The sequence below is a fragment of the Nostoc sp. T09 genome (genome assembly GCF_002154695.1).
Classification (GTDB): Bacteria; Cyanobacteriota; Cyanobacteriia; order Cyanobacteriales; family Nostocaceae; genus Aulosira.
Genome location: NZ_MTAV01000202.1, coordinates 1 through 21,742 on the forward strand (window position 1 = coordinate 1; position 21,742 = coordinate 21,742).

The 21,742-nt window shown below is 38.5% G+C and carries 21 protein-coding genes; 8 read left to right on the forward strand and 13 right to left on the reverse strand.

Features of this window, described 5'->3' with window-relative positions:
- Nucleotides 1-234: 234 nt before the first annotated feature.
- The 10 genes from BV372_RS31105 to BV372_RS31150 all read right to left on the reverse strand — a co-directional run bounded on the left by BV372_RS31105 (nucleotide 235) and on the right by BV372_RS31150 (nucleotide 11,742).
- Nucleotides 235-1,263: an Npun_R2821/Npun_R2822 family protein gene (locus BV372_RS31105; RefSeq protein ID WP_086690816.1), complete on the reverse strand. Its 1,029-nt coding sequence runs from the start codon at nucleotides 1,261-1,263 to the stop codon at nucleotides 235-237.
- Between the two features lie 16 nt (nucleotides 1,264-1,279).
- Nucleotides 1,280-2,170 (reverse strand): Npun_R2821/Npun_R2822 family protein, encoded by an 891-nt coding sequence (locus BV372_RS31110; protein ID WP_086690819.1) that lies wholly within the window; start codon nucleotides 2,168-2,170, stop codon nucleotides 1,280-1,282.
- A gap of 3 nt (nucleotides 2,171-2,173) precedes the next feature.
- On the reverse strand, nucleotides 2,174-3,148 hold the full coding sequence (locus BV372_RS31115; RefSeq protein WP_086690820.1) for an Npun_R2821/Npun_R2822 family protein: 975 nt from the start codon (nucleotides 3,146-3,148) through the stop codon (nucleotides 2,174-2,176).
- A 3-nt stretch (nucleotides 3,149-3,151) separates the two neighbouring features.
- Nucleotides 3,152-4,111: a glycosyltransferase family 10 domain-containing protein gene (locus tag BV372_RS31120; protein WP_086690822.1), complete on the reverse strand. Its 960-nt coding sequence runs from the start codon at nucleotides 4,109-4,111 to the stop codon at nucleotides 3,152-3,154.
- Nucleotides 4,112-5,371 carry a glycosyltransferase gene (locus BV372_RS31125; RefSeq protein ID WP_086690824.1) on the reverse strand — a complete coding sequence of 420 codons (1,260 nt, stop codon included), beginning with the start codon at nucleotides 5,369-5,371 and terminating at the stop codon, nucleotides 4,112-4,114.
- 45 nt (nucleotides 5,372-5,416) lie between these two features.
- A complete protein-coding gene (locus tag BV372_RS31130; RefSeq protein WP_086690826.1) occupies nucleotides 5,417-7,663 on the reverse strand; it encodes an ABC transporter ATP-binding protein in 2,247 nt (748 codons plus the stop codon).
- 56 nt (nucleotides 7,664-7,719) lie between these two features.
- Entirely contained in the window at nucleotides 7,720-8,880 is a 1,161-nt protein-coding gene (locus BV372_RS31135; RefSeq protein ID WP_086690828.1) for a glycosyltransferase family 4 protein, read from the reverse strand.
- Nucleotides 8,881-8,888: 8 nt separating this feature from the next.
- Entirely contained in the window at nucleotides 8,889-9,935 is a 1,047-nt protein-coding gene (locus tag BV372_RS31140; RefSeq protein WP_086690830.1) for a glycosyltransferase family 2 protein, read from the reverse strand.
- Nucleotides 9,936-10,044: 109 nt separating this feature from the next.
- Complete coding sequence (locus tag BV372_RS31145) at nucleotides 10,045-11,061, reverse strand: hypothetical protein (protein WP_086690831.1); 1,017 nt, start codon at nucleotides 11,059-11,061, stop codon at nucleotides 10,045-10,047.
- Nucleotides 11,062-11,514: 453 nt separating this feature from the next.
- Nucleotides 11,515-11,742 carry a hypothetical protein gene (locus BV372_RS31150; RefSeq protein WP_086690833.1) on the reverse strand — a complete coding sequence of 76 codons (228 nt, stop codon included), beginning with the start codon at nucleotides 11,740-11,742 and terminating at the stop codon, nucleotides 11,515-11,517.
- Nucleotides 11,743-12,147: 405 nt separating this feature from the next.
- On the opposite strand from BV372_RS31150, the gene gloB reads away from it, so the two are divergent.
- The 4 genes from gloB (at nucleotide 12,148) to dnaB (ending at nucleotide 16,200) form a co-directional block, all read left to right on the forward strand.
- The gene (gloB, locus tag BV372_RS31155) at nucleotides 12,148-12,921 is read left to right on the forward strand and encodes a hydroxyacylglutathione hydrolase (protein WP_086690834.1); all 774 of its coding nucleotides are present in this window, start codon (nucleotides 12,148-12,150) and stop codon (nucleotides 12,919-12,921) included.
- A 36-nt stretch (nucleotides 12,922-12,957) separates the two neighbouring features.
- Nucleotides 12,958-14,034: a DUF2817 domain-containing protein gene (locus BV372_RS31160; protein ID WP_086690836.1), complete on the forward strand. Its 1,077-nt coding sequence runs from the start codon at nucleotides 12,958-12,960 to the stop codon at nucleotides 14,032-14,034.
- Nucleotides 14,035-14,200: 166 nt separating this feature from the next.
- Nucleotides 14,201-14,659: a 50S ribosomal protein L9 gene (gene rplI, locus BV372_RS31165; RefSeq protein WP_086690838.1), complete on the forward strand. Its 459-nt coding sequence runs from the start codon at nucleotides 14,201-14,203 to the stop codon at nucleotides 14,657-14,659.
- 185 nt (nucleotides 14,660-14,844) lie between these two features.
- Nucleotides 14,845-16,200 (forward strand): replicative DNA helicase, encoded by a 1,356-nt coding sequence (dnaB, locus tag BV372_RS31170; RefSeq protein WP_086690839.1) that lies wholly within the window; start codon nucleotides 14,845-14,847, stop codon nucleotides 16,198-16,200.
- Between the two features lie 174 nt (nucleotides 16,201-16,374).
- Here dnaB and BV372_RS31175 read toward each other — a convergent pair whose 3' ends face one another.
- Nucleotides 16,375-16,896 (reverse strand): FKBP-type peptidyl-prolyl cis-trans isomerase, encoded by a 522-nt coding sequence (locus BV372_RS31175; protein ID WP_086690840.1) that lies wholly within the window; start codon nucleotides 16,894-16,896, stop codon nucleotides 16,375-16,377.
- 77 nt (nucleotides 16,897-16,973) lie between these two features.
- On the reverse strand, nucleotides 16,974-17,297 hold the full coding sequence (locus BV372_RS31180; protein ID WP_086690842.1) for a phasin family protein: 324 nt from the start codon (nucleotides 17,295-17,297) through the stop codon (nucleotides 16,974-16,976).
- A gap of 136 nt (nucleotides 17,298-17,433) precedes the next feature.
- On the opposite strand from BV372_RS31180, the gene BV372_RS31185 reads away from it, so the two are divergent.
- Both BV372_RS31185 and BV372_RS31190 read left to right on the forward strand, forming a co-directional pair.
- Nucleotides 17,434-17,742 (forward strand): TIGR03792 family protein, encoded by a 309-nt coding sequence (locus BV372_RS31185; protein WP_086690843.1) that lies wholly within the window; start codon nucleotides 17,434-17,436, stop codon nucleotides 17,740-17,742.
- A gap of 154 nt (nucleotides 17,743-17,896) precedes the next feature.
- Nucleotides 17,897-18,601, forward strand: coding sequence for a Uma2 family endonuclease (locus BV372_RS31190; protein ID WP_086690845.1), 705 nt, complete (start codon nucleotides 17,897-17,899; stop codon nucleotides 18,599-18,601).
- 125 nt (nucleotides 18,602-18,726) lie between these two features.
- On the opposite strand, the gene BV372_RS31195 is transcribed toward BV372_RS31190, so the two are convergent.
- Nucleotides 18,727-19,230: a 2TM domain-containing protein gene (locus BV372_RS31195; RefSeq protein WP_086690846.1), complete on the reverse strand. Its 504-nt coding sequence runs from the start codon at nucleotides 19,228-19,230 to the stop codon at nucleotides 18,727-18,729.
- Nucleotides 19,231-19,531: 301 nt separating this feature from the next.
- On the opposite strand from BV372_RS31195, the gene BV372_RS31200 reads away from it, so the two are divergent.
- On the forward strand, nucleotides 19,532-20,455 hold the full coding sequence (locus tag BV372_RS31200) for a phosphodiester glycosidase family protein (protein WP_179198296.1): 924 nt from the start codon (nucleotides 19,532-19,534) through the stop codon (nucleotides 20,453-20,455).
- Between the two features lie 125 nt (nucleotides 20,456-20,580).
- Entirely contained in the window at nucleotides 20,581-21,705 is a 1,125-nt protein-coding gene (locus BV372_RS31205; RefSeq protein WP_086690848.1) for a site-2 protease family protein, read from the forward strand.
- Nucleotides 21,706-21,742 lie beyond the last annotated feature (37 nt).

Genomic DNA, 21,742 nt, shown 5'->3' on the forward strand with positions numbered 1-21,742 from the left:
CCTCAAAACGGTCACACTCCCTTCTTTCCTTCGTTTCAGCCCCTTTGTCACCCCTTCAGATGTTGCATTCAAAAAATCCGTCTTATCGGCGTTTATCGGCGGTTTATTTTATCCTCTCTAATGCACAAAATTAGCTGTGTCAATCCACTACAATTTAAGGTTTACTTTATAAATCATCTCTTACCAATAATTTGTTGAAGCAAGCATTTTTACTCCTTAATTTTTGCCTAAAACTTATTGAGGAACTCTATTCCTAAAATTGCGATATTTAAGTTTAATATTGTTAATTTTTTGCTTTATAAAAATCCTAATAAACTTTTGCAACTGCATGAGTGCAGTTAGACGAATAAATCTTTGCGGACGCTGCTCAGGACATTTTAAATAGCGATAATGTAAGAAAACATCGCGGTAAGGAATATCAACATATTCACCAGAACAAAGCCGCGTAAAATATGAAGAAGCTACACTCATATAGTGAATATATGTCAGACGTTCCCCTTGGTCATACAATATATTATCTACGGTATCAAATTGAGAATTCCAATGACAACCAGTAGCAGTGCCATGATAAGCGTAGTTATAGTAAGAAATCCCACTGCGTAACACTAAGTAGTTTATAACTGTTTGATCAGAATCAGCCCAAGCTAGTGCATCAGCTTCGCCTGCTTCTAAATTTTCTAGCAGCTTGGCTAACATACTATCATCAAAAATCTTCTTTTTAGAAGCGAACCAACCAGAGCAAAAAATTAGATGACTGACGTTTTTTTTGTTAAAAATATTATCGAGTTTATCTTCTGTCCAGTTAAAAATATAGTTTAAATCCGATTTATATTGATAGTCATTTGCAATCCAATCATACTCATCCAATTTTTGATAGACATCATCTAGTGGTTTCATCAACAGCGTATCTCCATCAAAGAAAATAAACTTGTCAAATGGGCCATCTAGACAGCAAAGTTTTCGATGTCTTTCTATACGGAAATTCTCTCCTAAACCATATTCTTTCCATAGATTTAATGCTCTTGGGTGAGCTTTCCAGATACGAGAGCCAAAGTCTTCCCAGCGAGCTATGGAAGCATAGTCCTCAAATAAGGTGACATTATCCCTTGCTGCGACCTCTGCCTTTACCTTATCTAACTGCTCATTATATGGAATGACACAAACCGGAATTTTTCTGCCAGCATTAGCTTCTATACTATTGAGTAAAGCAACCAGTTGGTCATAAACTACATCATTAGCTAGAGTGTAAATCCCATCACTCATAAAAATACTCCTGATATCAAGTATGGGCAGTAACAAAGGGGAATAAACGACGAGTTAGTTTTGGGATAAAAGCAAGTTTACCCTCATGAAGGTAGCGATAGTGATTCCACAATTCCCAATAGGGACTATTGCTTTTCATCTTGATTCCAGCCCAATGGAGATATTTAAGCCTTTGTCCTCGGTCATAAAGAGCGTAGTCTTGTTGTTGGAAATTTCGTGAACCAGCCCAACTACCAGGCCCTCCCCCAGGAATTTTGACAAGATTACCGCGTTTAGCAATTAATTTGAGAACGAGATAATTGAGAAGCGGTTGGTCTGTAACTCCTTCAGAAAAATCAAAATATTCGCGATGCGCAGCACATTCGCGCAAAGTCTCATCCATCTGCTGCTCAGTAATAGCGCCTTTTCTCGAAGCCCAAAAACCACTGTTGAAAACATCTTCGAGTTGATTATCTGAAAAAATCTGCTGCTCTTTAATTACTGAAGAAAAAATATTGCGCAGTTTGTCATTGGCATGATGATAATCACAACAGAAAAAATCAACTTCAGCAAGCTTCTCTAAATTTTCGGCAATTTTTTCAAAAACAACAATATCTGTATCAATATAAATAAACTCGTCTAAAGGTCCAAACCATGCTACCAATTTACGCATTTTGTTTGGTAAGGCGAGGAAATCCCGATCAAAGATTTCGCCTATACGTTTAGTAAATTGCTCAATCAATTCTAAATTTGGAAAAATTTGCACATTGTGTAATGTACTCAGTTTATCTGCAACTTTTTGATAACTATCATTAAAAGGTATAAGATAAATTAGTACTTCCTGGTCATAATAACGAATGCTATTGAGTAAGGCAATGGCATTATCTATGACATAATCGTTAGCAACTATATAAATTCCCCGACTCATAAATTATCCTTGGTGAGTTAACTTAAATTTTCTCAAAGCTCTGGTGAATAAATTGGGTGATCGTGCATCATAAGGTTTAGAAATATTTTGGAATGCTGGACGCTTATCAGATTCGTGTAAGTAGCGGTAATAAAGAAATAATTCTCGATAGGGAAACTCAATATTTTCTCCAGCACATACTGCTTGATTGATGTGAGGAGGAACGCCAATATAATGTAAGTATGTTAACCGATTGCCCTTGTCGTATAAAATTTTATCTTTCTCTTCAAAATGCTTGGAAGTAACAGTACAGCCTGTAACTTGGTTATCAGGTAAGTGATTCGCAAAGTTATAAACAGGTATACCAGACCTCATAAACATATAATTGAGAACTGGTTGATCGCCTGTAGGGTAAAGTATTTCTCTTTCTCCTGACTGAAGATAAGATAATAACTCTGCTAATTTTTCTTGATTAAATAATCCTTTTTTTGAAGCATAAAATCCCGAACAAAATATTTCTTCCACCAGGCGATTTTCATCAAAGATTTCATACAATTTATTTGATTTAATATTATAAACTTTGTCTGGATGTTTAAACTGGAAATCATACACTACACAATCATATTCATCTAATTTATCAAACACAAAATCTAGTGAATTCATCACTAGAGTGTCGGCATCCAAATAAACAAATCGCTCAAAGGGTCCATCAAATGCACAAAACCTGCGATGACCACCATAAATTCTATATTTGTTTCTATTCATGCTAGCAGGACTAGCCTTCAACATAAATTCATCCCAGCGTTGAATTGATTGTTGATTATCGTACAAGAATACATTAGGACGCTTAGCTATTGCGTCAGCAATCCGTTGGGTTTGCTCATCAAAAGGATAGATACAGACAGGGATATCCGAACCTAGTATCACATCAATACTATTGAGCAAAGCAATCAGTTGATCATAAACATAGTCATTGCCAAGGGTACAAATACCATTCATATTTTATGAGTGTTGAGCAACAAAATTTGACAACCAATTCCCTAAATTTAGTTTGTGTAAAATGATTTGACGCGCTTCCGCGATCGCATCTTTAGCTGCATACCAAGCATCGGGGGTAGCAGTCACTTCTTGAATATAAGCACTACCTTTTTCGTCTAAGCTAGGTAATCTTAAAAAACTGCCTGGTGGTAATAATTTATCAGCAGCAGATCCACCATAATAAATTGGTAGACACCATGCCAACAAAGAATCCCACATTTTTTCACTTACATACCAACTATTGTCGGCATAATTTTCAATTGCCAAATTATAGTAGTACGGTGCCATCCCATGCCACTTGTGACCTAGTTCTCCCTTGGTCTGCGACCATTCAGATAAGTTACGACCATACAAATCAAACTTAATCCCACTTTCTTGGAGAGAACGCAGAAAATTTAACCGCTGACGATGGTTAGCTGTACGGTTAATTCCAGAGGTAATCCAACTGCATGGTGCAACCTTTTTCGGTATTGGCATTTCATTTAAATCATCAAATGATTTGGCATGATACCAAATAGCAGGCATATAGTCAGGAACAGGCGCAAAATCATCTGGGCCAGTAACATAGCCACAATACTGCTGTGCTGTCTGATAATTATTTTTATTGATTTCTACAATTTCATCTAAGGGTGGTTCGCGGAGAAAATAAATAATTCGCTCTTTAGAGACACCACGCAATAAAGATTCGATATTAACTTCTAGTTTTTGTTGCTGATTACGCAAACGATCTAACCAAGATTGTGGTGGGGATGGTTGGGGAAAATCAAATTGATAGAGTAACAAAAAATCTGGCTTTGGTGCGGTTGTCAATATTTGGATATTGTCCCATAAGCCAAAATGATTAGGGGTTTGTTGCCACATCCAATCAGCACTTGTATTAAGTGATGAATAGCTGCTAATCATACCGATAGTCTTGATAGTCATTTAAGTATTAATAATTTGTAGTTTTTCACTCAGTATTTCACCATCACCAGATAATGGTGGGCGCATAGAATATTCTAAAAAACTTAATATTTTGGTAATTCTATTCTCCCAAGAAAATTGATGGGCAAAATCGATACTAGCGGCATAACCTTCGCTCTTCCTCGGATATGCCTCTAAAGCATGTTGAATAGCTTCAGCAAATTTATATGGATTATCTGGTTCACTCCAAACAGCTACCAAAGGCGATTGCTTGAATTCCATTAAAGGTGGAATTTCCGTAGCGACTATTGGTGTTCCCGAAGCCATATACTGAAAAAACTTAACTGGATTAGTGAAATTCGCTGATTGTCCAGAGCAGTGAGGATGAGCTAAAAGATCAGCTGCTTGAAACAAACTCACTAACCGTTCCCGTGGAAGTATCCAGCCTAAAAATTTCACGTTTTCTATATTTTTATTTTTGGCTATTTGCTGATAATCTTGTACTTGTGATTCTGTCCCACCTGTTATGACAAACTGAATTTGAGGTAGTTCTTTGGCTGCGTCAATTAAAACATCAATTCCTTTAAAAGGATACAAAGCACCGGAATAAACAACTAAATACTTACGTTGTTCTTTAAGTAATTCTTGTCGCCATGCTTGAGCTTCTTCAGGTTGTCTCAGTAAGAATGAATGGTTGAATCCGTTATGTAGCCAAACAACCTTTTCTGGAGGCATACCAGATTCTATGAGGCTTTCTCTGATAGGTTCCGACTGAGTTATAGCAATTTTAAAATATGGGTTGTGGACAATTTCTAGCTCAAATTTCTTATCTTGATAATAATGACGTTCGTAGATAGTAACAATCTGATTTTTGACTGCGGCTTTGGCAAAATTCCAATCTCTAGTATGTACAACTTTAGTATAGGGTAGGATATGGATAGGTAAATAGTATTTAGATACGAGCGTACTAGAGTTAGTGAATTTACTACCTACTTGATCAATAGGCCAAGGCATGGGTAAGGGAGCAACTTTCAGCTTTTCATCAATATCATAAAATTCAATAAACTCTGGATTTGGCCTTCTTGGGCGATAAGGATAAAGTAACAATAAGGGATTAAAAGAATTATTGAATTTATCTGGATAAGCTAAAACAGAGGAGTATCCTAAGTTAGCGGCGGCATTAGCACAAAGAACATCATGAATTTCGTGTGCTGTATCAGGTTTTAGTGAGATTTCCCCACTATAAAAAACATACTGGCTTTTTTTAGATGAATTGCTCATTTTTTTAATTTATAAGTAATATATGTTGTATGTTTTAGTTCTAGATTATAGAGAAAAATTTTTCTCCAATATTTGTAATGTATCCAGTAGAGAAATAGCAGAATCATAATTCTCGCTGATTAATTGATTTTGCTGCTGAGAATCAGCATCAAAATTACCCAATAACAAATGTAAAGATCTAATCAATACATTGATACTGATATGTAATTTTTCGGAAAAATCACTATGTTTTTCCATATATGAATTACATTCTATTTTTTCGGCTGAATCTAAAACGAATTGCTGACTAGCTTTTGTGCTATCAATATCATTTAGCATATTAATCATATCGAGAGTTTTTAACGCTGAATAATAGGATTGCTCGATTAATTCTTGCTTTTCTTGAGAATTGTCTACTATACCATCAATTAATAAGTTCAGAATGCCAATTATTGAGTTAAGCTGGGTCCGCATATCGTGAGAAATTCCCAGTAACATAGAACGGGGCTTAGGAGAATCTTCGGCTTGCTCGGCAAATTGCATTGAGTAAAGGCGTGAGTAATAACCACCTTTTTCTAAAAGTTCTTTGTGGGTTCCTACTTCTACTACATGGCCATGATCTAATACGGCAATTTGATTGGCTTTTTGTACTGTAGAAAGTCGGTGAGCAATGACTAGTGTGGTGCGATCGCGGCTGAGATCATCGAGTGCAACTTGTACTAATCGTTCCGAAACTGTATCTAAAGCACTAGTGGCTTCATCAAGAATCAGTATTTCTGGGTTTTGGAGTAGGGCGCGGGCGATTGCTAATCTTTGTCTTTGTCCACCGGATAACAGAACGCCGCGATCGCCAATTAAAGTATCAAATCCTTGGGGCAATTTGCTAATAAACTCATAGGCATTAGCCCGCTTTGCTGCCATGATAATTTCCTCATCGTTAACATCAGATCGCCCATAGCAAATGTTGTTGCGCACTGAGTCATTAAAGAGAAATGTATCTTGACTGACAATTCCCATAGCCTTGCGTAGTGATTTCATCTCGAATTCCCGCAAGTCGGTACCATCTAAGGTAATACAGCCAGAGGTAGGATCATAAAATCTACTTAAAAGGTCAGCTATTGTTGATTTACCTGCACCAGAACCACCTACTAAAGCTAATGTTGTTCCTTTGGGCAAATATAAATCTACGTTGTTAAGTACTAAGTTTTGATGTTGAGGGTAGGAAAAACAAACTTGATTGAAATATATTCCCTTCTGTAATGATTGATAGAGAATCGTCCCCCGATTCATCAATGGCTTATTATCTGTTCGTAAAAAGTCAGCCACAATATCTACACTTGCAGAAGTGTTAGCAAAGGTACTGCGTAGAACATTTAATTGAGAAATTAAGGGCAAAAGACGTAGCAGGACTAATAAATATGTCAATAGAACAGCGGAAACTGAAGTAATTTGTTGTGCAAATAAGGCACGACCTATTAAAACAATAACTATTAAAGCTATCATCCCAGTTACCTCGCTGGCTGGCATTATAGCTTCAGAATTAACCTGAGATTCAAAATCTGCTTTTTCTCGATATCGAATTAATTTTTTAATTCGTTTATATTCTTTTTCTTCATTTCCAGTCGCCTTAACTAAGCGAATTCCATTTAGGACTTCTAGTACAGTAATAGAATAAGTTTTAGACATTTCCGAAAGTTCTGTACCAAAATATTTGGAACGAGTGATTGCGTACTGATTTACTAAAGTAATGAAAACCAATAAAATTGTAGTAACAATAGTCAATTGCCAAGAAATTGACAATAACAAAACTACAAAAACTAAAATAGTAATTACGAGAATTACTAATTTAATAAAACTACCTATAGCACTAGCAGTACGACTAATTTCTCCACCAAGACTGTTAATTAAGTCACCGACGCGCATCTTAGCGTAATAACTTAAATCTACTTCTAGTAATAATGCCACCCCAGCTTCTCTCATATCTGAGGTTAATGTTCTTGTTAAAGAACTAGAAACAAGGGTACTCAGATAGGTGGCTAAATTTTTTAAAAAAATTATGAATATAATAGAGCTAGCCATCACCGCTAAGCGGTAATTATCTGGAACCTTATCGAAAGGATATATAATTATTTTTAAAATCGGGGGAGCGCCTGTTAAATTAACTTCTTGACCAACAATTTTAAGAATTATTGGTACAATTAATGTTGTACCAATACCATTAAATAAAGCGCCAGAAAATCCCAGAACAATTGTTGCCAATATTCGCCACGGATAAGGTTTAAGAAATTTTGCTAAAAACTGAATGTTAGACATAGAAAATTTAAGTATAAATTTATATGTGGCAATATATAGTTAAGGTATCTAACTTTTTATAATCTGCTCATCACTTCTGCCAAAGTAGATGACATTGTTTCCAAACTATATTTTTCTACACATTTTTTTCTTGCTTTGATCCCTTTTGCATTTGCTGCTTCTAAATCCTCAAATATTAATTTGATTTGTTCAGCAATTTGTTCAGGACAACCAGGATCAACTAGATAACCAGTGTCATCTAAAATTTCGGGAATATCTCCTACCCGCGTTGATAAAACTGGTTTAGCCATAGCCATTCCATCTGTCAATTTGAGAGGAAATTGAGCGTGAGCAGTTAGAGTATCTCGTTGGGGAACAACTACAATGTGAGCAGCGGCGACTACCTCAGGCATTGCCTCTACAGGGCATTTTGGCAACTTGATAATCCAACGACCCCACTTTTGAATGAGTTGGTCGTCATAATCATCGTAAGGACTACCACCAACAATCACTAGTCTTAAATCTTGTTGATTCAATAAATCTAAAGCTATTAAGACATCTTCAACTCCCTTATGAGGGCGTGGCGCTCCCGGAAACATGAGAATTTTATATTGAGACAGACCATAACGCTCTCTACTAACTTCAGGGTTATACTTCTGGGGGTCAAACATTGCCGTATCTTTGCCATTAGGTACATAAACTCCACCAAAGCGTTTTTGTAGAAAGTTAGTATCTATAGTCACTACTTCTGCTTTTGGCACTAAACGTTCTATCCACTGTAAATACAGTGGATGATCGGGAAATTTTAATGCTCCATTTTGTTTGAAAATATCTCGATATAATTGCTTCGGGTTAGGGTTATATTTCCATTCAAACCCACCATACCAACTCAGTTCCCAGTCATCTATATCTAAAAATAAAGGACGACGATGGCTAAGTTTGCGAACTAGAGATAACCCAAAACTTGTCGGTTTGGGCTTAACTGCATATATAATATCCCCATCTATTTTTTCTAACAGTTTTTTAGCTGATATGAAAAAATCAGGATAGTTTTTACCAGCAACATAATTAATAGGTATTCCTGAAGGAGGGATAGCGTAAATTTCTTTACCAAATAAAAAGCCTACTACTTCTACTTCATAATCTATTTTTTTGAGAATTTGCGCTAGTAAAAATGCTCGAACTATTCCGCCACCAGCAAAATCACTAACTACTAAAGAAACTTTAGCTTTGCTCATAACTATATTTATTCACTACTAATAAAATTGCTGGTATTATAGCTTTTGAATATTGTAGTTATTTTCAACCAAATAGCTATGATTTTTTGCGATCGCGGACCTCGATATTTTTCATATAATAAGAAGCTAGGAATAATTAATCTGATTTGGTAAATCAGTTTTAAGACATATTTGGAAGTAATTTTAATTCTCTGATTGAGTAAGTAAAAAGGTGGGTAAAACATTGTTACCAACCTAGTAAAATTATTTGCTTCTTTTTCTCTAATTGCTTCTTTAATTAAAAAACTAATACCTGTTTGGCACAAAGGTAATAAATCCTTATACTTGCTATAAACTGTTTCATAGAACATAATGTAATAATCTTTCATGTAAGACCAATTATTTGTTCTATTAAACTGGTGTTTTGTATAAAATGCCCCGATCATTGGTGTGTAAACAAAATCTACACCAGCAAGTAAAAGGTCTAGTGGAAAATCTCTATCTTGCAGAGCTTTAAGTCGCTCATCAAAGATTTTTTTTTCTAGCACATGTCTATTCATCAGTAGACATTGCTGAAGTACAGGAAATGCAGAATCAGTTAGAAAATCCGGAATTAGCAATCGCTCAATTAATTGCTCTCTTGTCAAAGAACCGACAATATTTTCTTGTCTGTCGATAACTTCTTGGTCTTCATTTATAAATACTCGTTCATAATTTGTATAAAAAACAGTATTATTCTCATTTATTTCCGGAGTTACATGAGTTAATTGAAATCTAATTTTATCCTCATGAATCCAATCATCACCATCTAAAAATTGAATCCATTTACCCTTGGCTTGCCTAAAACCAAAATTGCGAGTTGAAGATACTCCTCCATTTTCTTTGTAGAAGTAACTTACTCGTCGATCAAGGTTCATCAATTGCTTGGCAATTTCTTGAGTGTTATCAGTAGAACCATCATCTACAATAATGCATTCAAGGTCAGTAAATGTTTGTGCTAAAACGCTTTTAACTGAGCATTCTAGGTAGCTAGCTTGATTAAAACAGGTAACAATGATTGAAATAAATGGAGTCATTTAGTAAACACTCTTCTAATGGAAAAGCTTCATATGTTATTTTGTTAAACACACAACTACTAAACTTTTTTGTAGATGTGGTAGCAAGATATAATACTAAATTTATTATTTAAAACTTAGAAATAGCGGGAACTTTGATGGAGATATTAGCACGATGTAAATAATACTTGAGTAGTGCTGTATAGATGCGATCCATTGAGGGCATTTGATAACTTTTTTCCGGTTCAGCGTCATGTGAACCCCAAATTACTGGAAAAGGATTTGGTTCCCATACCATTAAATTTCCTCGCTGATCATAGCTATAATCAAAAGCCATGAAGTCGAAACCTAAAATCTTTCTTGCCTGTTGTAACTTATAATGATTAGGGTCTTCTCCACTGAAGTAAGCAATCTCTTCAGCTATGATTGATTCGTTAGTTACGCGGTTGTCGTTATCACGAACTTCCCAAGATTTTGAAACCATTAACGGGCCGGGAATACCTTCATCTCCCATAGCAAAGTAGCGATATTTACGATACAGTCCGTCCTCTCCCTTCGTATCTAAAAATTCCACGGCTATGGGAGCAATGAATTTGTCAAAAGGAACATTCTCTATTTCTTGAAGATGTTCTATGAAAAAAATGTCGCTACCATGTACCCAGTCTTCCCGGATAAAAAAGGGAGTTGATAACCCTCCTTGTGTCTTTTTAAAATTCTCTATGTCAGTGATAGGGATTGTTTTAGCAGTACGAATCCCTACATTGCTAATTAACTTAGATGCAATTGATTTGATGGAATTTGAGAGATTATCTACAGGATTAACAATAGGAATATTATGTAAGTGGCATTGTGCCTCTATTTCTTTGACATATTGATAAATGTGAGGAAATCTTTCTTTAAGTGGGTCTTGTAACCAAGGTAAAAATAGAGCATATTTGTCCCAGTTAGTTATTTCATAAGGAAGATAATGAACTTCAAATAGGTGTGCGGCTTCTGGAACATTTTGCCTAACCCAATAAAGAAAGTAGTCATTATATGTAGACTGATGATCGCGTTGCCGTACAACAAGGATACGCTTGGGATAACGAATGTTATTGATCGTCTCCCGAATTGCTGAAATTACTTGTTGGCGTAATTGATTGTTCATAAATATATTTATAGTATTTGTATGAATGAATGTTAAATTTTTGAAAAATTGATCCTAGCTTTGATCGTCTGTCAACCTGATTCAATATAATTTAAGTATAGTTACTTTAACTAGGGAGATTTTACTGAAAAAATATATAAATAATTTTGAAATTAAACTTAAAATCAGTAGTTTTATGGTTATAAACATTTTCTAGTGTTTTCTGTTTCATTTATAGTAGTTTATCATTGCTAAAATCCTATTGGGCATACATTTGTAGAAGCTGAGTTCATCTGTTATTTTTAATCTAGTTTAATGACTTCTTGATGGTCGATTTGAAAACATCTTTGCCTCTGGCAAAAGCTTCAGTCTTTTATAGGTGGAGTTATTGATGAAAATCTATCATGAATAAAACTAGCGCGTCTCGCTATGCCCAAGTGTACGCACTAGTTGTTACTAAGTAAGATATAAATACTACCAGTCGAGTAACTTTAGCCTTCCAGTTTGCATATGGTCAACTATGCGGTTAATTTGGCGGCGGTCTTCATCCTTAATATCGCCATTAGCAAAGACAGTGGAGGTAAGTAAAGTATGATCTTGACGGCTCATACTTCCTGAGGTAAGAATTCGATCTACAATTTGCTTAACTCCTATTTCTGCTTCACTATTGACAGTTTTATAAATCAATGTTTGATAATTCATAAATCTCCTACAGATGCAATCAAACATGACAATATTTGCTCAACCTTTAATAATTAAAAAGGAGCCAGAGAAAAATCTAAAATATATTAAATTTTTACTGAATAGAACAAATATTGCAGATTCCTGATGACGAAATTTCTTTATGTGTTAACAAAAAGAATAAAATCAATCTAACTTCGTATTTACACTTCTCCCCAGAGAAATTGTACTGATTAATCAAGCTATTCATTCCTAATTTTTAATACTATTACAGGGTAAATACGGTTGTGCAATTTGTGATTATATGATTTTTGCAGCTAAAATAAACAGAATATGAACACTTCGTATAGCTAGTATAGATAATCCTGTTGTTCACTGTATTTAAGACGCCAATTAATACCAACCAACATTTACTAGAGTGAAGTTATGCAGGTCATCCGTCTCAACGCACTTTTCGATAACTATATATTCTTGCTGTACGATTGCACACAAAATATTGCGGCGGTAGTCGACCCGGCAGAGGCAGAACCAGTATTAAAGCAACTGGCACAACTGAAAGCTGAGTTAGTAGCGATTTTTAACACGCACCATCATCAAGACCATGTGGGTGGCAATCAGCAGCTAATGCAACAATTTCCTGGGGTGACAGTCTATGGTGGAATCGAAGATCGCGGGAGAATCCCGGGACAGCAGGTATTTCTAGAAGACGGCTCCCATGTTCAGTTTGCTGACCAAGTAGCTGAAGTTATCTTCGTTCCCGGACATACTCGTGCTCACATTGCTTATTACTTTTCTCCTAAAATAGCCGACGAACCAGGCGACTTATTCTGTGGCGATACCCTATTTGCTGGGGGTTGCGGTCGTTTATTTGAAGGAACGCCTACACAAATGGTGAACTCTTTAAATAAACTCCGCTGTCTACCCGATAATACGCGTGTCTGGTGCGCTCATGAATACACCTTAAAAAATTTGCAATTTGCCCTCACCGTCGATGGTGAAAACGCCGATTTACAAAAACGCTTTGATGAAGTTAAGGCATACCGTAGCCGCGGGGAAGCTACCATTCCTTCACTGCTGGGAGTGGAGAAACGCACCAATCCTTTTTTACGCTGGGAGCAGCCAACACTACAATCAGCTGCTAAGAGTAACGATCCTGTGCAAACCTTTGCACGTATCCGAGGGATGAAAGATAAATTTTAGTCATAAGTGATTGGTCATTTGTGATGAATTATTGATATGCCCTATAGCACCTTTTGTCCCAACTACACTACAGCACGGAATCGCTTCCGTACCTCAGCATTGGCATTGGGGTGTCGTCTAGAAGCATACTCCATCGAGCAAACTGGGCCAGATGGGGAAGATTTAACTATTGATGTGGCTATTCTGAGAAACCCTAATTCTCAAAAGATTGTGGTTGTCTCCAGTGGATTGCATGGGGTGGAGGGATTCTTCGGTTCTGCTGTGCAGTGTGCTTTGCTTGAGGAGAGTCTTGGAAGTTGGAACCAAAGCCAGGATACTACTTTATTACTATTACATGCCTTGAATCCTTATGGGTTCGCTTGGTGTAGGCGATGGAATGAGGAAAATATCGATCTCAACCGTAATTTCCTGCTACCAGATGAAGAATACAGGGGTAGTCCGGCAAAATATGGTGATTTAAATGTTTTCTTCAACCCAACTTCACCGCCATCGCGGTTTGAGCCGTTTGTTGCCAAAGCGATCGCGACTATTCTCCGCTACGGCATTACTTCTTTAACAGCCACCCTCCCAGTAGGACAACACGATTTTCCGCAAGGGCTATTCTTTGGTGGATCTGGTTCCTCAAAAACTTATCAAATTTTGGATGCCAACCTTTCCCGGTGGATTGGGAATGCTACAGACGTACTGCACATTGACTTCCATACAGGACTAGGTAAAAAGGCAAGCTATAAACTTTTCATTGACGATCCACCTGAGTCCGAGTCTACTCAGTGGCTAAGTGAGAAGTTTGGAGCCGATTTCGTGGAAGCTTATCAGACAAGGAAGGTTACTTATACATTTCGTGGGGGATTGGGAAGTTGGTGTAAAGCAAGATTTCCGCAATGTAATTACAAGTTTCTCACCGCAGAGTTTGGCACTTATCCGATTATTGACGTAGTTGAGGCATTGCGGGCAGAGAATCGTGCCCACTTTTTTTCACCACCAAATCACCCATCAAAAGATTGGACACGCCAGCGATTAATGGAGGTTTTTGCACCTGCGGATGAGGATTGGCGAGATGCGGTTGTCTCTCAAGGACTGGATTTGGTAGAACGAGCGATCGCAGTATTGTGAGCCAACACAATCTTTTTGCAGAATAATAGTTGCGATCGCACCCTGCGATTCGCTAGGATCTTTAAGCTTTGGGGTATAAGCCAAGCCACTTGGGATACAGCTACACATCTGTGAGCTATCCGGCTGCAACCCAAGTTAATGAGATTCTACAGGAAAACGAAAAACAATGGCGAAACGCGTACAGTTAGTTTTAACTCAGGATGTTAGTAAGCTGGGAAAATTAGGCGATTTAGTGGATGTAGCTCCTGGCTATGCTCGTAATTATTTGATTCCCCAAAAATTGGCAACTCATGCTACTCCTGGTATTCTCAAGCAAGTAGAACGCCGTCGCGAACAAGAGCGTCAACGGCAATTAGAACTTAGACAACAAGCTTTGGAACAAAAAGCAGCGCTGGAACAAGTTAGCAGCTTAAAAATTGCCAAGCAAGTTGGTGAAAGCGAAGCTATTTTCGGTACTGTTACTAGCCAAGACGTTGCAGATGCAATTAAAGCAGCTACAGGTCAAGAAATTGATCGTCGCGGTATTGCCCTCCCCGATATTAACCATCTTGGCACTTACAAAGCTGACATTAAACTGCATTCGGAAGTAACAGCGCAAGTCGATATTGAAGTTGTTGCTAGCTAACTAATTTTTGAGTTTTTACCACAGATGCCCACAGGTGTAATGATTCTGTGTTTATCTGTGGTGATCAAACTCTTATTTTAAGAGCACAGAAATTGTTGTTAACAAGTAACAAAAATATCGTTGTTGGGTAAATTTTGGATTATAAGGGTAATAGCTAAACCTCGATCGCCAATTTAAAATCGCTTATGGCTGAAGTACTAAGTTTTCAAGGCAGTGGTAGCGACCGCCTCCCACCCCAAAACATTGAGGCAGAAGAAGCGATTTTGGGGGGAATTTTGCTAGATCCAGAAGCGATTGGTCGAGTTAGCGATCGCTTAATTTCAGAAGCTTTTTACATTAGCGCCCACAAAGATATTTATCAAGCAGCGCTAAGACTCCACGCGCAGGGTAAACCCACAGACTTGCTCTCAGTGACTAGTTGGCTGGCTGATAACGATATACTTACCCGCATTGGCGGGAGAAATAAATTAGCCACCCTTGTAGATCGCACAGTGTCAGCAGTCAATATCGACGCCTTAGCAGGGTTAGTTATGGACAAATTCCTGCGGCGACAGTTAATTAAAGCTGGCAATGAAATTGTGCATCTTGGGTACGAGACTGAGAAAGAGTTACCAATTGTCTTAGATCAGGCAGAACAGAAAGTTTTTGGTATTACTCAAGAACGTCCCCAATCAGGTTTAGTTCACATTTCTGATACGCTGATTAGTAATTTTCAGGATATTGAGGAGCGAAATCAAGGGATTGCCTTACCTGGAATTACGTGCAGTTTCTACGATTTAGATGCCATGACCAGTGGCTTTCAGCGTTCTGATTTGATTATTGTCGCTGGCAGGCCATCAATGGGAAAAACGGCATTTTGCCTGAACCTTGCTTATAATATTGCTGCTTCTCATAGATTTCCCGTGGCTGTTTTCAGTTTAGAAATGTCTAAAGAACAGCTAGTGCAACGTCTATTAGCCAGCGAAGCCGGAATTGAAAGTGGTTATCTGCGAAGTGGACGTCTAAGTCAAGCACAGTGGGAACCTTTAAGCCGTGCTATTGGTATGCTTTCGGAGATGCCAATTTTTATTGATGACACGCCCAATATTACCGTTACTCAAATGCGTAGTCAGGCGCGGCGACTGCAAGCAGAACAAGGTATGGAATTGGGATTAATTGTCATAGATTACTTACAACTAATGGAAGGAGGCGGTGATAACCGAGTACAAGAATTATCTAAAATTACCCGCTCTTTGAAGGGATTAGCGCGGGAATTATCAGTTCCAGTTATTGCTTTATCTCAGTTAAGCCGAGGAGTAGAAGCACGTACTAATAAACGCCCAATGTTGTCAGATTTAAGAGAATCTGGGTCAATTGAACAAGATGCGGATTTAGTAATAATGTTGTACCGGGATGATTACTACAATAATGACAGTCCCGATCGCGGGATCGCGGAAGTAATAGTAGCTAAACACCGTAACGGTCCGACAGGTACGGTAAAACTTTTATTCGATCCGCAGTTTACAAAGTTTAAGAATTTAGCTAGACCAAATAATTATTGATATTAAATTTGTCAGTTATCAGTTAGCAATTACCAGTTAAATACCATAACTAAATTTCGGTGATTTAAACACAGAAAAAATTCTTTTTCTCCACCAATAAATTTATTAGCTTTGAGAATGTTTCTAAACCTGATAACTAATAACTGTTCACTGATAACTGACTAATAGTAATTGCTATTTAATGTCTAGCAATTCTACATCAAAAATTAAGGTGGCGTTGGGTGGAATCACACCACCAGCACCACGAGAGCCATAACCTAATTCTGGTGGGATAATTAACTGACGACGACCGCCTACTTTCATGGTGCTAAGTCCTTCGTCCCAACCTTTAATTACCTGTCCAACGCCAAGTTTAAAGTCGAAAGGACGGTTGCGATCGCGTGAACTATCAAACTTTGTACCATCTTCCAGAGTGCCGGTGTAGTGAACTACAACCTTTTGTCCGGTTTGAGGAGTCGCCCCAGTCCCCTCTTGTAATTCAATATATTTCAATCCAGAGGGGGTAGTTACGGCATTGGCATCAGACATAGTATTGCTCGCAATCAAGGTATTGTTTTCAGTAACAGTAGTGGGCGCTGGTGTAGCTTGAGTGAAATTAGCAGCAATGGCAGAGTCCTGTTTACTACCAACTTGCGCTAATACCAAAACCCCAACACATACCAGCATTAACCCGAAGCTGAGTAAAATTGCTTTCAAAATTAACCCTCCCTACTTAGGTAGTTTGGAACAGTATGACCAACAGGACACAATTAGTTTAAATCACAAATGATATCCTAACGCCAAAGCTTATTTTCTAAATCCCGCACTTGACGCTCTAAACGGTCAATTCTACCCCGCAGTTCATCTACTTCTGACTGACGAGCAACTCCCAAATCCTGCATCATATTACGCATTTGCCGTTGCATTTGAGTTTCCCAAGTGCCCTGCTCCGATCGCAACTGCTGTACAATATCATCCATCACAGCTTTTGCTTGCTCAGGGTTAAGCTTGCCATCCTTAACCAATTCATCGCTGACTTGCCGCAGTTTGTCTGCTACTAAGGATGTTGTGCCAATACCAAGCATCAATAACTGCTGCATCCAATTGTTGTTATCCATACTCCCTTCCTCTTACTTATTTCAAACCAGCCAACCCTTGCTCTTGAGTGTATGCAATCAAGCTATGCTAAAAGCGTAGTTATTCTAGCCTACAACTCTATTTTGGCAAATTGACAAATACAAGGAATGGCAAGGTGTGGTTATAGAACTGCTAAAGTTTAAAATTGCTGCCGAGATGCGGGAAACTTATATCCAAAAGGATGCGGAAATTTGGACAACCGCCCTTGCTAAGTATCCTGGGTTTCTAGGTAAAGAAGTTTGGATCAATCCCAACGACCCTACAGAAATTATATTTGTCATTCGTTGGGCAACAAGAGAGCATTGGCAAGCTATACCTCCAGAAGAATTAGAGGCTGTTGAACAAAAGTTTGCCGCAGCTTTGGGAGATACTTATGACTTGGTGGAGTCAGCAGAGTATCAACTACGAAAGTTCCCCTATGCTTAGGAACTGGATACTGATAAATTTCAGCGCTAGTTTCCAGCTTTACGGTTAGCAATGGATTAAATCTAAAGTGAACGTCTCTGATTAGCAGGCTGAGTTAACCTTGAGTTATGGGTAAATGAGTTGAAATTTGGAATTTGAGGATTGAGGACTGCTTATGTTCAACTACAATCCGTTAGAGTGCCTACCTTCCTCGGCAGAATTGCCAGATTCTAATGAAATACCCGTGGATAACGAGCTGCAAATACTAATTCCTAGTTTATTGTTAGCCATCTTAGGCGCAATTTGGCAAAACCGTGATGACTGGTTTTTTGGTATTAACATGGGAATTTACTATACAACCAGTAAGCCTGCAATTGTACCTGATGGATTTTTAAGTTTGGGCGTAGAACGTTTTGTAGGAGAGAATGGACGTTCTAGCTATGTACTTTGGGAAGAAGACGGGATTGCGCCAATTGTAGCTTTAGAAATTGTTTCTCAAACTTATAATTACGAATATGAACAAAAGAAATTAGATTATGCTGAGTTGGGTGTTTTGTATTATGTCATTTATGCACCAACACGCCTGCGGCGTAAGCGCCAACGTTTAGAAGTTTATCGTTTAGTTGAAGATAAATATATTTTACAAGCAGGAGATAAAGTCTGGATGCCGGAAGTGGGTTTAGGCATTGGACGCGAAAGAGGAACCTATCAAGGCATGACCAGAGAATGGCTGTATTGGTATAACGAGAATGGTAACAGATACTCAACACCAGAAGAAGTCTTAGAGGAGCAAGAGCAACAATTAGCGCAAACCCAACAACAGCTTCAAGAACTTTTAATTAAGTTACAACAGAGGGGAATTGATCCAAATAAACTTTAAATTGCTGTCTTGAAAATAAGGATTAGGGATTGGGGACAAATGAAAAATGCCCCATGCCCATTTTCATGCGTGACTGACTTGTCTATTCCCGCCTCGTTTGCTAGCAGGGCGATCGCATTTTTAGCCTAAGCTTGCAACGCTCTAAACCATCTATTCAAAACTGAGTTGATGGTTTGTTTAATCTGATGTTTGCGATTCCACCTTTGAAAAGCCCTTTCGTACTCTTCACCTTTCATCAAGAAAGTATTCCAAAGATCCCACCCGACAACAGAACCGCAGAATAGCAATATATACAGCGACCAAGAAAGACCGCCACCACTAATCAAATCTACGAGAACAAAAAAAGCATTAGCGATCGCGTAATTACCCAAACGCTTCTTAAATCTACCTCGGCGGTAGATCTGAAAAACTCGGCGCTGTTGCACTTCGCTCTGTTGCATCTGCCAGTCGCGTTCTGCTAGCTTTAAGGAATCTGGAGCAATTTCTAACTCAGCAGCAATTTCTAACAACTCTTCGTAAGAAAATTCTCTATCTATGTTGTCAGCATGACTAGCGATCGCCAATTGGAGAATTTGCTGTACATCTTCTTGGCTATAAGAACGGATGCTTTTTGGTTCAAATGCTGTCATAATTCTTTCTCTGACTATTAATTCTCATAAAGACTTACCGCTCGACAGAAGTTGTCCAGTTACCCCAGCACTATCAGCACTATTTTCATTATCCCTACACTAACAAATCTAGATAGTGCCTTAGGTAGGAATTTCTAGAAAAATATCCCCAAGTACGGTTTTCCTATCTGGAATCAAATCACATGGTTTGCAAGTAACCATTTTATTAAGTGTATTGAATTGATTTATTCGCCATAATTACATAGACAGCTACTTGGCATTAGGGTGCACGAACACTAAAAAGACTGTCCTCTAAAAAGTTATGCATCATCGCTACCAAGTTTACATCCGACGATTTTTGATCGCAGCTTTTTTAACTCTGCTGTTATCTCCCGCAATCTTCTACGGATGGTTGTGTGTTTTACGTCCGTTCCGGGCGAATCGACAGCAAACATTGTTTACAGGCATTGTTTATCAACTTCGTGCTATTTCTAAACCACGTCCTGTCACGATCCATATCGTCACTGTTGACTTGACAGCACCGGGAATAAAACCTCTGGTAACTCCAGGAATGCCAATTAGCAGTGGTAGAAAAACTAACGCCCGAACTACCTCAGAATTTCTTCGGGAATTTAAGCTGCAATTGGCAGTCAATGCTAGCTACTTCCATCATTTTTATGAAAAAACACCTTGGGACTACTATCCCCATAGTGGAGATCCTTCCTATCCTTTAGGAGAGGTCATCTCTAATGGATATCATTATTCCAAACCAGAATCAAATAGGGCAGTCGTTTGCTTTTCTAAAAATAATCTTGCCCATATCTTCGCCAGTGGCAAATGTCCTCTAAATACAGTTCAAGGCGTTGCAGGGCAAGAAATGTTAGTTGCTAATGGTAAGGCTGTTATTTCTCAGATTCGCGAAAATAAACCGTACCCACGTGTAGCAGCCGCTATCAACCGGGAGGGTAATAAACTATGGCTAATTGTTGTAGATGGGAAACAACCCTTCTACAGTGAAGGACTGACTCTGACTGAGTTGGCAAAGGCTGCAATAGATTTAGGCGCTGATGCTGCACTCAACATGGATGGCGGCGGTTCTGCCACATTAGTTATTGGAAAGCCTAATGGCGCAAAGGTTTTAAATGCTCCGATTCATACCAAACTGCCTATGCGAGAACGTCCAGTTGGTAATCACTTAGGTTTTTACGCTTTGCCAGCATCTATCAAAACATCCACATCCAAATAACCGCACCTCAACTGACGGACACCACTACCAGCAGAAAGATTAATAACCATTTACATTTCGTTACACTAGAAACATCAAGAGGAATGAAAGCAAACCTCTAGAAGCAGAAATCAAAGGTGAACGACATGAATGGCACAATACGCGTTGGTAATCTCTTCGGGATTCCCTTCTACATCCATCCGTCGTGGTTTTTAGTGCTTGGTTTGGTAACTTGGACCTATAGCAGCGGACTGATGGGGCAATTTCCTCTATTATCTGGGGGACTAGCTTTGCTACTAGGATTGATGACAGCGCTGTTGTTATTTGCCTCTGTCGTCGCCCACGAATTAGGACATAGCTTCGTAGCTATTCGTCAAGGAATTGATGTCAAATCAATCACACTATTTATATTCGGCGGTTTAGCCAGCTTAGAAAAGGAATCGAAAACCCCAGGCGAAGCTTTCTGGGTAGCGATCGCGGGACCTTTAGTTAGCTTACTAATATGCGCTGGGGTTACAGGCATTGGTTATGCTACTGCGGCAACAGGTCCACTCGCAGCTATTCTTGGTGTTCTGGCGTCTGTTAATCTGGCGTTAGCGCTATTTAACTTAATTCCTGGCTTACCTTTAGATGGCGGGAATATACTGAAAGCTTTAGTTTGGAAGATTACAGGTAACCCCTACAAAGGTGTAAGGTTTGCCAGCCGAGTTGGACAAATATTTGGTTGGGTAGCGATCGCCTCTGGTTTAATTCCAATACTATACTTTGGCAGCTTTGCTAATATTTGGAACTTGTTAATCGGTTTCTTCTTGCTGCAAAATGCAGGTAATGCGGCGCAATTTGCCAGAGTACAAGAAAAACTCACAGGTTTAACAGCTGCGGATGCTGTAACCCCTAACAGCCCAATTGTTTCTGTTAATCAAACCATCAGAGAGTTTGCTGATGAGCGCATCTTGGGTGGAGAAAGCTGGCATCGGTTCTTAGTGACCGACGATGAGGGACAATTAGTAGGTGCGATCGCTGCTAATGATTTGCGAACTATTCCAACAACACAGTGGTCAGAGACTCAAGTCAAAGAAGTAATGCGAACAATTGCAGAATCTACCACAGTTCAATCGGACAAACCTTTAGTGGAAGTAGTTCAGCTACTCGAACAACAACAACTATCTGCACTGACTGTAATTCGTGAAAACGGCGTGCTAGTAGGAATTCTAGAGAAGGCTGCGATTATCCAACTACTGCAACGCAGATCTCAATTCAACCCTGCATAGTTCTCTCATCTAAAATACTCTTTCTCCAACCTCCCTC